At 73.9% G+C, this 12851-nt stretch carries 10 protein-coding genes; 9 read left to right on the forward strand and 1 reads right to left on the reverse strand.

The window, feature by feature from the left end; translation table 11 throughout:
- From M8I34_RS03185 to M8I34_RS03215, 7 genes are read left to right on the forward strand one after another with little or no spacing between them, the layout of a single operon-like run.
- Positions 1 to 1215: an isochorismate synthase gene (locus M8I34_RS03185; RefSeq protein ID WP_250047758.1), complete on the forward strand. Its 1215-nt coding sequence runs from the start codon at positions 1 to 3 to the stop codon at positions 1213 to 1215.
- Positions 1212 to 2870: a (2,3-dihydroxybenzoyl)adenylate synthase gene (locus M8I34_RS03190; RefSeq protein ID WP_250047759.1), complete on the forward strand. Its 1659-nt coding sequence runs from the start codon at positions 1212 to 1214 to the stop codon at positions 2868 to 2870. The genes M8I34_RS03185 and M8I34_RS03190 overlap by 4 nt, the downstream gene beginning before the upstream one ends.
- A gap of 12 nt (positions 2871 to 2882) precedes the next feature.
- Positions 2883 to 3515, forward strand: a complete 633-nt coding sequence (locus M8I34_RS03195) for an isochorismatase family protein (RefSeq protein ID WP_250047760.1) — start codon at positions 2883 to 2885, stop codon at positions 3513 to 3515.
- Positions 3516 to 3521: 6 nt separating this feature from the next.
- Complete coding sequence (locus M8I34_RS03200; protein WP_244416640.1) at positions 3522 to 3752, forward strand: phosphopantetheine-binding protein; 231 nt, start codon at positions 3522 to 3524, stop codon at positions 3750 to 3752.
- A complete protein-coding gene (locus M8I34_RS03205; protein ID WP_308371811.1) occupies positions 3749 to 7675 on the forward strand; it encodes an amino acid adenylation domain-containing protein in 3927 nt (1308 codons plus the stop codon). Before M8I34_RS03200 ends, M8I34_RS03205 begins: the two co-directional genes overlap by 4 nt.
- A complete protein-coding gene (locus M8I34_RS03210) occupies positions 7672 to 7887 on the forward strand; it encodes an MbtH family NRPS accessory protein (protein ID WP_250047761.1) in 216 nt (71 codons plus the stop codon). Before M8I34_RS03205 ends, M8I34_RS03210 begins: the two co-directional genes overlap by 4 nt.
- A complete protein-coding gene (locus tag M8I34_RS03215; RefSeq protein WP_250047762.1) occupies positions 7884 to 8624 on the forward strand; it encodes a 4'-phosphopantetheinyl transferase superfamily protein in 741 nt (246 codons plus the stop codon). The genes M8I34_RS03210 and M8I34_RS03215 overlap by 4 nt, the downstream gene beginning before the upstream one ends.
- On the opposite strand, the gene fes is transcribed toward M8I34_RS03215, so the two are convergent.
- Positions 8613 to 9869, reverse strand: a complete 1257-nt coding sequence (fes, locus tag M8I34_RS03220) for an enterochelin esterase (protein WP_250047763.1) — start codon at positions 9867 to 9869, stop codon at positions 8613 to 8615. The two genes, M8I34_RS03215 and fes, sit on opposite strands and share 12 nt — an antisense overlap.
- 269 nt (positions 9870 to 10138) lie before the next feature.
- Here fes and M8I34_RS03225 point away from each other — a divergent pair, with 269 nt between their 5' ends.
- Positions 10139 to 11200, forward strand: coding sequence for a YncE family protein (locus M8I34_RS03225; protein ID WP_250047764.1), 1062 nt, complete (start codon positions 10139 to 10141; stop codon positions 11198 to 11200).
- A 190-nt stretch (positions 11201 to 11390) separates the two neighbouring features.
- Positions 11391 to 12806 carry an MFS transporter gene (locus M8I34_RS03230; protein ID WP_284049854.1) on the forward strand — a complete coding sequence of 472 codons (1416 nt, stop codon included), beginning with the start codon at positions 11391 to 11393 and terminating at the stop codon, positions 12804 to 12806.
- Positions 12807 to 12851: the final 45 nt, after the last annotated feature.

Consider the following 12851-nt stretch of genomic DNA (forward strand, 5'->3'; position numbering starts at 1 on the left):
ATGTCTGCCTCTGTGTGCGAACCCACCGCACCACCCCCGGACCCCACCCTTCCGCCGCTGCTCGCCCCCGGTGCCGCCACCGCCCTGCTCGACGCCTACCGCCCCGGTACGGACCGGTTCCTCGCGGCGCCCGGCCACACCCTGCTCGCGCACGGCACCGCCGCCGAAATACCCCACGACAGCAGGCCGTTGGTACAACGGGTGCGCGAAACCCTCGACGCGCGGCGGCGCGCCGGCGCCGCCGCGCCGATCGTCGTCGGTTCGCTGCCGTTCGCCCCGGACGCCCCGCACGCGCTCGCCGTCCCGGACTCCGTGCGATGGGCGCCGCCGCTGCACGAGGACCCCCTCGTCGCCCTGCCCGTGCCGGCCGCCGAGGACATCGACTGGCAGGTGCGGGAGGTGCCGTCGGCCGAGCGGTACGGCGAGGCCGTCGCCGCCGCGGTCGCGCGGATGCGGGCCGGAGAGTTCGACAAGGTGGTGCTCGCCCGGACGCTGGAACTGACGGCGCGGCACGAGCCGGACCTGACCGCCATGCTGCGCCGGCTGGCCCGCCGCGACCCGGCCGGCTACACCTTCGCCGTGCCCAGCGGCCGGGGCCGCACGCTGATCGGCGCCAGCCCCGAACTGCTCGTCGCCCGCCGGGGCGGACGCCTCGTCGCCAATCCGCTGGCCGGTTCCGCTCCGCGCAGCGCCGACCTGGCCGAGGACGTCCGGCACGCGGCCGCGCTTCTGGAGTCCTCGAAGGACCTCCATGAGCACGCGGTCGTGGTCGACGCCGTACGCTCGGCGCTCGCCCCGTACTCCACGGGACTGGAGGTGCCCGAGCGCCCGACGCTCGTGCGCACCGCGGCCATGTGGCATCTGTCGACCACGGTCACCGGCGAGCTGGCCGACCCGGCCGTCTCCGCGCTGGAACTGGCGGCCGCGCTGCACCCGACGCCGGCCGTGTGCGGTACGCCGACCGACGTGGCGCGGGCCGTCATCGCCGCGTCGGAACCCTTCGACCGGGGCCCGTACACCGGCATGGTCGGCTGGCAGGACGCGGACGGCGACGGTGAATGGGTCGTGACGATCCGCTGTGCCGAGGCGGAGGGCCGCCGGCTGCGGCTGTTCGCGGGCGCCGGTGTGGTCGCCGACTCCTCGCCGCGGGCCGAGACCGCCGAGACCGGAGCCAAGTTCCGCACCTTCCTCAGCGCCGTGGGAGCCGCACTGTGAGCACCACCGGCCCCGCTCCCGCCACCACTCCGGGCCTCGACGCCCCCACCTGGCCCGCCGAGTTCGCCGAGCGCTACCGCGCCGCCGGATACTGGCGCGGCGAGACCTTCGGCGGAATGCTCCGCGAGCGCGCCGCCGCCCGCCCCGAACGCACCGCACTCGTCGACCCGGCGCCCGCGCGGCGCACCTGGACCTACCGGGAACTGGACGAGCGCGCCGACCGGCTGGCCGCCGGGTTCGCGGCGCGCGGGATCGCCAAGGGCGACCGGGTCGTGGTGCAGCTGCCCAACACCGGTGAGTTCATCGAGGTGGTCTTCGCGCTGTTCCGGATCGGCGCGCTGCCCGTCTACGCGCTGCCCGCGCACCGGGAGACGGAGATCGGCTACTTCTGTTCCTTCGCGGAGGCCACCGCGTACGTCATTCCCGACCGGCACGCGGGCTTCGACCACCGCGCGCTCGCCACGAAGGTCAAGGCGCGGACGCCGAGCCTGCGGCACGTCTTCGTCGTCGGCGACCCGGCCGAGCACACCGCGCTGTCCGATGTCCCGTGCGACCCGGTCGCGACACCGGACGGGCCGAAGCCGCACGAGCTGGCGTTCCTCCAGCTGTCGGGCGGGACGACGGGCGTGCCCAAGCTCATCCCCCGCACGCACGACGACTACCTCTACTCCCTGTGGGGCTCCAACGAGATCTGCGGTGTCGACGCGGACACCCGGTACCTCGTGGCGCTGCCGGCCGCGCACAACTTCCCGATGAGTTCGCCCGGTTGGCTCGGCGTGCTGTACGCGGGAGGCACGGCCGTGCTGTGTCCCCGGCCCGATCCGGCGACCGCCTTCCCGCTGATCGAGCGGGAACGGATCACCATGACGGGTCTGGTGCCGCCGCTGGCCCTCGTGTGGACGGAAGCCGCACCGGAGTCGGCGTGCGACCTGTCGAGCCTGGACGTGGTGCTCGTCGGCGGCGCCAAGTACAGCGAGCAGGCGGCGCGGCGTCTCGAACCGGCCCTGGGCTGCCGGCTCCAGCAGGTCTTCGGCATGGCCGAGGGACTGGTCAACTACACCCGGCTCGACGACGACCAGGAGACCGTCGTCACGACGCAGGGTCGGCCCATCTCCCCGGACGACGAGATCCGGATCGTCGACGCCGCCGGACAGGAGGTCGCCGAGGGCGAGTTCGGCCATCTGCTCACCCGGGGGCCGTACACGATCCGCGGCTACTGGCGCGCCCCGGAACACCAGGCGACGGCCTTCACCGAGGACGGCTTCTACCGCACCGGCGACATCGTGCGCCGTACCGGGACGGGCCACCTCGTCGTCGAGGGCCGGGCCAAGGACCAGATCAACCGGGGCGGCGAGAAGATCGCGCCGGAGGAGGTCGAGAACCTCATCCTGGCCCACCCCGCCGTGCACGACGTCTCCATCGTCGCCGTGCCCGACGACTACCTCGGCGAACGCACCCTCGCCTACGTCATCCTGCGCGAGGGGGCGGAGCCGCTGAAGCCCGCCGCCGTCAAGCGCTTCGTCCGTGAGCGCGGTATCGCCGCGTACAAGGTCCCCGATCTCGTCGAGTTCGTCGACGCCTTCCCGCAGACCGGCATCGGCAAGGTCAGCAAGAAGGGGCTGCGGTCCACCGCGGCCACCGCCGAGCAGCACTGAAAGGTCCCTCCCATGGCACTTCCCGCCATCGCCCCCTACCCCCTGCCGGCCGGGGACGAGCTGCCGGCGAACCGCGTCGCCTGGACCGCGGACCCGTCGCGCGCCGTGCTGCTCGTCCACGATCTGCAACACCACTTCCTCGGTGCCTTCCCGGCCGGCGAGCAGCCGTTGACCGGCATGCTCGACAACGCGTCACGGCTGGTGAAGGAGTGCCGGCGCCTGGGTGTGCCCGTCGTCTACTCGGCCCAGCGCGGCGGCCAGAGCCCCGAAGAGCGCGGCCTCCAGCTCGACTTCTGGGGACCGGGCGTCGCGGACGACCCGCAGGCCCTTGCCATGCCCGAGGCCGTCGCCCCCGAGCCCGGGGACACCGTCCTCACCAAGTGGAAGTACAGCGCGTTCGTCCGTACCGAACTCGAAGAACTGCTGCGCGCGTCGGGCCGCGACCAGCTCGTCGTCGTGGGGGTGTACGCGCACATCGGCGTGCTGATGAGCGCCTGCGACGCGTGGCAGCGGGACATCCAGGCGTTCGTCGTCGCCGACGCCGTCGCCGACTTCTCCCGTGCGGACCACGACATGGCCCTGCGCTGGGCCGCCGGCCGCTGCGCGGTCGTCACCACCACCGACGCGCTCTTCAAGGAGGTCTGAGCCGCCATGGCCCTCACCCTGGACCAGATCCGCAAGGATGTCGCCGACTCCCTCGGCGAGGATGCCGCGGACATCCCTCTCGACGAGAACCTCGTGGACTACGGGCTGGACTCGATCCGGATCATGTCGCTCGTCGAACGCTGGCGCCGCGAACACGGCGTGCAGGTCGGCTTCGTGGACCTCGCCGAACAGCCCGCCATCGAGGCCTGGGCCCCACTGCTGGGAGTCACCCCGTGACGGTCCTGCTCACCGGCGACGCCCGGCCCGCGGCCGACGCCCCGGACGCCGTGCTGCCGCTGACGGCGGCGCAGTCGGGCATGTGGTACGCGCAGGCCCTCGACCCGCTCAGCCCCGCCCAGAACACCGCGGAGTGCCTGGAGATCGACGGGCCGCTCGACCCGGACCTGTTCGCCCGCGCCCTGCGCCTGGTGACCGCCGAGGCCGATGCCCTGCGGGTGCGGATCGAGGACGCCCCGGACGGCCCGCGTCAGCACGTCCTGGCGAACCTCGAACCGCCGCTGACCGTGGCCGACCTGCGCACCGCGGACGACGCCGGGGAAACGGCGGCGGAGTGGATGCGCGGCGACCTCGCCCGGCCCGTCGACCTGGCGGCCGGTCCGCTCTTCCGGCACGCGCTGTTCCGCATCGGTGAAAACCGCTGGCTGTGGTACCAGCGCATCCACCACATGGTCATGGACGGCTTCGGGTACTCGCTCCTCGTCCGCCGTACCGCCGAGGTGTACTCCGCGCTCGCCCGGGGCGAGGAACCCGGGCCGCGCGCCTTCGGACGGCTCGCCGACCTGGTCGCACAGGATGCCGGGTACCGCGCCTCGGCGGACTTCGCGGCCGACCGCGCCCATTGGTCCGGGGCCTTCGCCGACCGGCCGCAGGCGCCCCAGCTCGCGGGCCGCGGCGCGCTGCCCTCGCGGACGTTCCGCCGGCGCACCGCCCATCTGCCGCCGGAGACCACCGAGGGCATCCGTGAACTCGCCACGCGGCTGCGCGCCACCTGGCCCGACGTCCTGATCGCCGCCCAGGCCCTGTACACCTCCCGGGCGACGGACCGGTCCGACGTCGTGCTCGGGCTGCCGATGATGGGCCGGATGGGCTCGGCCGCCCTGCGCGTACCCGGCATGGTGATGAACGTGCTGCCGCTGCGGCTGACCGTCTCCCCCCAGACGACCTTCGCGGAACTGGTCCGGCAGGTCGTGCTCGGGATCCGGCAGGCCCGCCGTCACCAGCGCTACCGCTACGAGGACATCCGCCGCGACCTGGGACTGCTCGGTGAGGGCCGGGCCCTGGTGGGCCCGCTCGTCAACATCATGCCGTTCGACTACGGCGTGGAGTTCGCCGGCGCACCCGCGCGCGCCCGGAACCTGTCCGCGGGGCCCGTCGACGACCTGACCGTGAACGTCTACGACCGCGCCGACGGCCGTGGCCTGCGCATCGACCACGACGGCAATCCCGCCCTGTACGAGGACGCCGACCTGGCCGGCCACCAGGAGCGCTTCCTGCACCTGCTGGACCGGCTCGCCGCCGGTGACCCGCAGGCGCCGCTGGCCGCCCACGGCATCGCCACGCCCGCCGAACACGCCCTGGTCGTGGACACGTTCAACCAGACGGAGCGGGCGCTCCCGCCGACGACCCTCATCGGCCCCATCGAGGCACGCGCCGCCCGCACCCCCGGCGCGACCGCGCTGGTCCACGGCGACACCTCGCTCAGCTACGCGGAGCTCAACGCCCGCGCCAACCGGCTGGCCCGGCACCTCCAGACTCTCGGCGCCCGGCCCGGCGCGGTGGTGGCGGTCTCGGTACCGCGCTCGGTGGAGCTGGTCGTCACCCTGCTGGCGGTGCTCAAGGCCGGTGCGGCCTATCTGCCGCTCGACCCGGACCATCCGGCGGAGCGCCTCACCGGGATGCTGGACGACGCCGCACCGGTGTGCGTCGTCACCGACCGACCGGGGCGGCTCCCGGACGGCACCAGCACTCCGCTCCTGGCGCTGGACGGTCTCGATCTGCGTGCGTATCCGGCGATCGACCCGGGGCGCCCGCTGACGCCCGCGCACCCCGCCTACGTCATCTACACCTCCGGTTCCACGGGCCGCCCCAAGGGTGTCGTGGTCTCGCACGGGGCGATCGACAACCGGCTGCGGTGGATGCAGCACGAGTACGGGCTGACGGCCGCCGACCGCGTGCTCCAGAAGACCCCGTCGTCGTTCGACGTGTCGGTGTGGGAGTTCTTCTGGCCGCTGCGCGAGGGCGCGACGCTGGTGGTCGCCGAGCCCGGCGGCCACAAGGACCCCGTGTACCTGGCCCGCCTCATCCGTGAACAAGCCGTCACCACCTGCCACTTCGTTCCGTCGATGCTCCAGGTCTTCCTGGCCGGCGCGGACGCCGCCGCGTGCGGTGCGCTGCGCCGCGTCTTCGCCAGCGGCGAGGCCCTGCCCCGCGACACCGCGCGTGCCTTCGCGCGCACGCTGCCCGGCGTCGCGCTGCACAACCTGTACGGGCCGACGGAGGCCGCCGTCGACGTCACGTATCACGCGTGCGCGGCGGACGGCACCGGTGCGGTGCCGATCGGCGCGCCGGTGTGGAACACCCGCCTGTACGTGCTCGACGCGGCGCTCCGGCCCTGCCCGCCGGGTGTCCCCGGCGAGCTGTACCTGGCCGGCCGGCAACTCGCGGAGGGCTACCTCAACCGTCCCGGACTCACCGCCTCCCGGTTCGTCGCCGACCCGTTCGGGGCCCCCGGCAGTCGCATGTACCGCACGGGTGACCTCGCCCGCTGGACGAGGGAGGGCGAGGTCGAATATCTCGGCCGCACCGACCACCAGGTGAAGCTGCGGGGCCAGCGCATCGAACTCGGCGAGATCGAGGCGGCGTTGACGGCGCAGGACGGAGTGGCCGGCGCCTGTGCGCTGGTGCACGCGGACAGTTCGGGCGAGCAGCGGCTCGTCGGCTATGTGACCGGCGGTGCCCGCCCCGCGGACGTACGGGCCGGGCTGGCACGCGTGTTGCCGGAGCACATGGTTCCGGCGGCCGTCATCGCCCTGGACGCCCTGCCGCTGAGCCCCAACGGCAAGCTGGACCGCCGCGCCCTGCCCGCTCCGGTCTTCACCGGCGGAGCGGGCACGCGACGCCCGGCCGGCCCCCGCGAGGAGACGCTGACGCGGCTGTTCGCCGAGGTGCTCGGCCTCGAACAGACCGGTCCCGACGACGCGTTCTTCGACCTGGGCGGCACCTCGCTGCTCGCCGTGCGGCTGGTGGCGCGGGTCCGTGAGGCGCTCGGCGTCGAGCTGACGATCGGCTCGCTCTTCGAGGCGCCCACCCCGGCCGCGCTCGCCGCCCGTCTCGACAGCTCCGGTCCGGCCTCCGACGATGCCCTGGACGTGGTGCTGCCGCTGCGCACGACCGGCGACCGGCCGCCGCTGTTCGCCTTCCACCCCGCCGGCGGCATCGCCTGGTGCTACGCGGGCCTCGCCGCCCGCCTCGGCCCCGACCAGCCCGTCTACGGCATCCAGGCCCGCGGCCTGCTCGGCGACGACCCGCTGCCGCGCGCGCTGGCGGAGCAGGCCGAGGACTACGTCCGCCGCCTCCGTGCCGTCCAGCCGCACGGCCCGTACCGGCTGCTGGGCTGGTCCGTCGGCGGCATCCTCGCGCACACTGTCGCCGTGCTGCTCCAGGAGGCCGGGGAGACGGTCGAACTCCTCGCGCTGCTCGACGCGTTCCCGGCCGAGCAGTGGCGGGAACGGCCCGCGCCCGAGGAGGGCGACGCGCTCACCGCGGTACTGCGGATGGCCGGCTTCGACCGCACCGACGAGCGCACCCGCGGCGATGTGCTGGCCACCCTGCGCAGAGCGGGCAGCCCCCTCGCCGGGCTGTCGGACCACACCCTCTCGAAGATCGTCGACATCGTGCCCAACCACGCCCGCATGATGCGCGCGCACCACCACCGCCCCTACGAGGGCGACCTGCTGTTCTTCACCGCCGCGGCGCCGCGTGCCGAGGACTGGCTCACCCGCGAGGCATGGCGACCGCATGTCAGCGGCACCCTCACCAACCGGGACCTGGACTGCACCCATCCGCAGCTGATGCAGCCCCGGCAGCTCGACGAGATCGCCGCCGCACTGGCGGCCCGCCTGAAGGAACTCGACGCATGACCCGCCCGTCCCCTCCGCTCCCGGCATCCGCGCCCTCCGCTCCGTTCGATCCGGGGCCCGACGGCCACGACACCCACCTGGTGCTGGAGAACCTCCAGGGGCACCTTTCCCTGTGGCCGGCCTGGCGAGAAACACCCGGCGGCTGGATGCCCCGTTTCGGCCCGGCCCCGCACGACGCATGCACACGGCTGGTGGAGGAGAGCCGAGGATGACCGGGGCGGGGGCGGCGGCACTGCCGTGGCCGCCCGCCGGGCCTGCACCGGACATGGCGGAGTGGTCGCGGGTGCCGCAACTGTGGCTCGTGCAGGCCCCGGAGGCGGGCGCCCCACTCGACGTGTCCGTGCTGGACGAGGGCGAGCGGGGCCGCGCGGCGGCGCTGCGCCGGCCCGCCGACCGTGCCCTGTTCGCCGCCGCGCACACGGCGCTGCGCCGGCTGCTGGGCAGCTGTCTGGACCTGCCGGCGGACCGGGTACCGCTGACCCGGCTGCCGTGTCCGGGGTGCGGCGGTCCGCACGGCCGCCCCGCCGTAGCCGGCCCGAGCGGCGAGGAAGTGCACTTCTCCCTCTCCCGTTCGGGCGGGCTCGCCCTGCTGGGCCTTGCCGGCCGCCCCATAGGGGTGGACATCGAGCGGGTCCCCGGGGCCCGCATGGCCGAGGACGTGGCGGCGTCCCTGCACCCTTCGGAGCAGGCCGAGTTGGCGGCCCTCCCCCGGGCGCGCCGCCCGGCGGCGTTCGCCCGATGCTGGACCCGCAAGGAGGCCTGTCTGAAAGCGACCGGCGCGGGCATCTCCGGTACCTCCCTGCGCACCCTGCGGCTGGGCACGGGCCCGCTGCCGGCCGGGTTCGCGGGCTGGGAACTCACCGATGTCCGGGTCCCGCCGGGCCATGCGGCGGCCTGCGCGGTGCGCGAGGAGGAGCCGTCCGGTGAACGGGACCGGTCAGCCCCGTGACAGCAGGCCTACCAATCCGTCGGCCAGTTCGGTGCGCCAGCACAGGTAGTCGTGTCCCCCGTTGAACTCGCGGTAGACGGCGTCCTCGTAGCCGGCGGCGGCGAGGGTGTCGCGGAGCCGGCGGGCAGCGGGGAGGGCCACCCACTCCTGCTCTCCGAAGGAGAGCCAGAAACGTACGGGCAGCCGGGGCGCGGCCGCCAGCCGGCCGGTCAGCCACTCCGCCTCAGGGCCTTCGGGCCACCAGAACGAGCCCGACTGGGCGAGGACGTTGCCGAATCGATGGGGTGCCGCATACGCCGCGTAGGCCGCGGTGAGGCCCCCCAGACTCTGCCCGGCGACCACGGTCCGGGCGGGGTCGTCGGTGACCGGCAGCCGTCCGGCCGCCCAGGGCAGCAGCTCGTCCGTGAGGAAGGCGACGAACTCAGGGCGGCAGGTCATCTCCGCCCACCGGGTGCCGGCGTCGACGGACTCCGGCAGCACGGCGGCGAGCGGCGGGATACGGCCGTCGGCGATGAGGTTGTCGAGGAGATGCGCGACGCCGAGGCGGGGCTGCCAGTGCTCACCGTCCAGCAGCACGAGCACGGGCAGTTTCTCCGTCGCCCGCGCCGCACGGGGCGGTTGGTACAGCCAGACACGGCGTCCCGTGCCAAGGTGCTCGCCGGCCACCTCGTGCTCGCTCACCGTGCCGCGTGCGACGTGCGGCCGCGGCTCCCAGTCGGCCGCGTCCGGGGCACCGGGCAGTGCCGCGTACGGGACCGGGTCGCCGCCCCAACGGCGGGGCAGGGCACGGACGTTGTACGGGTCGGCGCGGCGCTGGGTGCGCAGCCACCGCCAGTACTCGGGGCCGCCCGGCTCCGGGCCGTCCCCTTCGTCGACGTGGAAGTCGTAGGTGCCGTGCCAGTCGCGGCGCAGACGGACCGACCAGTGCCAGACGTCGGTACCGGGGGCCCGCGTCATGAGGTTGCCCTCCGGGGCCAGCGGGTCGCCGAGTTTGTTGGGCAGGACCTGGACGGCACGGGTGCCGGGGGCGCCGCGCCAGAGGTACGTCACGACCGCGTGCTCGGCGCTGCCCTCGGGGTCGGGGGCGATGAGCGGGGTGCCACGGCGGCGGATGCCGACCCAGAATTCCTCGACGCCGGCCGGCGAGGGCAGCACGCACCCCGGTTCCGCGACGGGGACGGCATGGGGGCGCGCCAGCCGGGGCGGGCGGTGCGGGGCGCCTTCGGGCGGTGCGGACGCGGGCATGGGGTGGACTCCGCCTCACTGAGTGGTCAACTTAGGTTCACCTTACCTCCAAGCCCCTCGCGACCGCCCCACCACCTCGGAACACGTCGAACCAAGGGCCGCACCCGCCGCCACCCCACCCCTCCCGACCGACGGACGACCCGCGCCCCGGATCCCGAAGCCGTCGCAACCACCACACGCCCACCCGGGTGCAAGTTAGGTAAGCCTAAGCTAAGTTACTCACCAACTGCCTCTTGACGGGGCGCCTCTGCCAAGGAGATTGACGCCACATGACCTCAGGCTCAGCCACCTACCGCATCCGCCTCCGCCGCACTGCCGCGATCGCCGTGAGCCTCGCCGCGGGCAGCACCCTCGCCCTGGCCGGAACCGCGACCGCGAGACCCGGGACCCCGTCGGCCACCGAGTCCGCACCCATAGCCAAGGGCCTGTACCAATCCGCCTACTCCGAGCGGAACCATGTGCTGTGGGCCACCTCCGCCGTGGGCCGGCCGCCCGTCACCCAATCCGGCCTGGTCAAGGTCGACCCGCGCACCCTGAAGGTCGAGGCGACGTACACCCCGCCGGTCAGCAACGCGGAAACCGGCGCCGTCGAGGCCGTGTACGGCATCGCCGTCGACGACGAGCACAACACCGTCTGGACGACGAACACCCGCGACAACTCCGTGGCCGTCTACAGCCAGCGCACCGGCAAGCACCTCGCCACGCTGCCCCACGTGAACCACGCCCGCGAGGTCGTCGTCGACGAGAAGCACGATCTGGCGTGGGCGAGCGGTTTTGGTGACGGCACCGTGGTCGCCTTCGACACCCGCACCTACCAGGAGAAGAAGCGCGTCACGGTGGCGGGATCGAGCCCCGCCGGCCTCGCGGTGAACGAGCGGAGCGGGGCGGCCTACGCCACCGACCTGGCCAACGACCGGATCATCGAGATCACCCCGCGCGCCAGGACCCCGCGGCTCATCCCGGCCGGCGACGGCCCCCTCTCGATCGCGCTCTCCCGGGACGGCCGGACCGCCTACGCCGCCGGCCAGGCCGACGGCACCCTCTCCCTCATCGACCTGAGCAAGGGCGTCGTCACGAAGAAGGTGCCAACGGGGGCGGGCGCGCTGTCCGTCACCACCGATCCGGCCTCGGGCCGCGCACTGGTCGCCAACCGTACGGACGCCACGGTCACGGTGGTCGATCCGCACAAGGGCACCGTCGTCAAGACCGTGACCACCGGTGCCAACCCCAACCACGTCACCACGGCGCACGGCCTGGCGTACGTGGTCGAAAAGTCGGGTTCCGGCCCCGAGGGCCAGGATGCCCTGCGCCGCTTCCCCGTCGGGCGCTGACGGCCCACCGTCTCAGCCCGGACCTCGACGGCCAGTCCATGTCGTTCGGACCACCTGAGCGCCGGTCCGGAACCGTCCGGAATCGGCCTCCCGCCTCGCACCGTTGACGAGCGCCGCCACGTGAGAGCCCGGCACGCCGCCGGACCGGTCAAGTCGCGGGAGGCGTTCGTCCCAGGATTACCGTGTCGCCATGGTGCGTGCTGGTAGCCCCCGGGCCGGTCGGCCGGACGGGCCCGCGGCCCGGAGCGGGTCGCGGGCCCCGCTTCTCGCGGTCTGCGCGGGCTACTTCATGGTCATCCTGGACGTGACCGTCATCAACGTCGCCGTTCCGGTGGTGGGACGCGAACTGTCCGCCTCCCTCACCGGGATCCAGTGGATCACGGACGGCTACACCCTGGTCTTCGCCGGTCTGCTGCTCACCGGCGGCGCGCTCGGGGACCGGCTGGGCAACCGCCGGATCTTCTGCACCGGGGTGGTGGTGTTCACCCTCGCCTCGGCCGGCTGCGGACTGGCCCGGAGCGCCGAGGCCCTGATCGCCGCCCGCCTGGTGGAAGGTCTCGGCGCCGCGCTGATCGTGCCCGGCTCCCTCGCCCTTCTCCAACAGGCCTATCCCTCACCCGGCGCGCGCTCCCGGGCCTTCGGCCTCTGGGGCTCCATGGCCGGCATCGCCGCCTCCGCCGGCCCCCTCCTCGGCGGCCTTCTGGTCACCACCGTGGGCTGGCGCTGGGTGTTCTTCATCAACCTGCCCGTCGGATGCGCCTGCCTGTGGCTGACGCTGCGCCATGTGCGCGCCTCGGCCCGGCGCCCGGACCGCCCCGTGGACTGGCCTGCCCAGTGTGCGCTCATCGCCACGGTCGCCCTGCTCGTCGCCGTCCTCAACGAGGCCGGACGACGGGGCTGGACGGACCCGCTGATCCTCACCGGGGCCGGCCTGTGCCTGCTGACAGCCGCCGCATTCGTGCTGCGCGAGCGGCTGGCCCGCACTCCCGTGCTGCCGTTGCGGCTGCTGCGTTCCCGCGCGATGAGCGGCGGAGCGGCCATCGGCCTGCTGTTCAACTTCGCCTTCTACGGCATGATCTTCACCGCCAGCCTGTACTTCCAGCACCAGCGCGGCCTGAGCGCGCTGCGCACCGGGATCGCCCTCTTCCCGGCGGTGGCCATGACGATGTTCGCCTCCGTCCTGTCCGGACGACTGGCCCGCCGCACGGGACACCGCCCGCTGGTGGTCACCGGCATGCTCCTGGGAGCGGCCGGTCTGGCCGGCTGGGCCGCCGCCGGACCGCATCCGGACTACGTCCTGCTCGTGGGACCGATGATGGCGGCGGGCTTCGGCACGTCCTTCGCCCTCACCGGCTCGACCGCCACCGTGATGTCCGCCGCCCCCGACACGCACTCCGGCACCGCCTCCGCCCTCTTCAACACCACCCGCCAGGTCGGCAGCGCCGCGGGCGTCGCGCTGGGCGGCTCACTGCTGGCCGCCGCCGCAGCCGGCTTCACCACCGGACTGCGGACCAGCATGGCCATCGGCGCGGCCGCCTACCTGACGGCCGCCGCCCTGGCGCTCTTCTGCATCCCCCGGAAGCAGCCCCGCGCCGTCTCCGGCTGATGGGCTACGGGCTGAAGGGGTGCGGGCGGGCCAGGTACCCCGCGA

Origin of the sequence: Streptomyces sp. MCA2, assembly GCF_023544705.1 — a bacterium.
Taxonomy (GTDB): Bacteria; Actinomycetota; Actinomycetes; order Streptomycetales; family Streptomycetaceae; genus Streptomyces; species Streptomyces decoyicus.

Excerpts from the sequence above, each read along its gene's own strand:
- M8I34_RS03185 (WP_250047758.1), top strand. The coding sequence starts at position 1 with ATGTCTGCCTCTGTGTGCGAACCCACCGCACCACCCCCGGACCCCACC.
- M8I34_RS03195 (WP_250047760.1), top strand. The coding sequence starts at position 2,883 with ATGGCACTTCCCGCCATCGCCCCCTACCCCCTGCCGGCCGGGGACGAG.
- M8I34_RS03200 (WP_244416640.1), top strand. The coding sequence starts at position 3,522 with ATGGCCCTCACCCTGGACCAGATCCGCAAGGATGTCGCCGACTCCCTC.
- M8I34_RS03210 (WP_250047761.1), top strand. The coding sequence starts at position 7,672 with ATGACCCGCCCGTCCCCTCCGCTCCCGGCATCCGCGCCCTCCGCTCCG.
- M8I34_RS03215 (WP_250047762.1), top strand. The coding sequence starts at position 7,884 with ATGACCGGGGCGGGGGCGGCGGCACTGCCGTGGCCGCCCGCCGGGCCT.
- fes (WP_250047763.1), bottom strand. The coding sequence starts at position 9,869 with ATGCCCGCGTCCGCACCGCCCGAAGGCGCCCCGCACCGCCCGCCCCGG.
- M8I34_RS03225 (WP_250047764.1), top strand. The coding sequence starts at position 10,139 with ATGACCTCAGGCTCAGCCACCTACCGCATCCGCCTCCGCCGCACTGCC.
- M8I34_RS03230 (WP_284049854.1), top strand. The coding sequence starts at position 11,391 with ATGGTGCGTGCTGGTAGCCCCCGGGCCGGTCGGCCGGACGGGCCCGCG.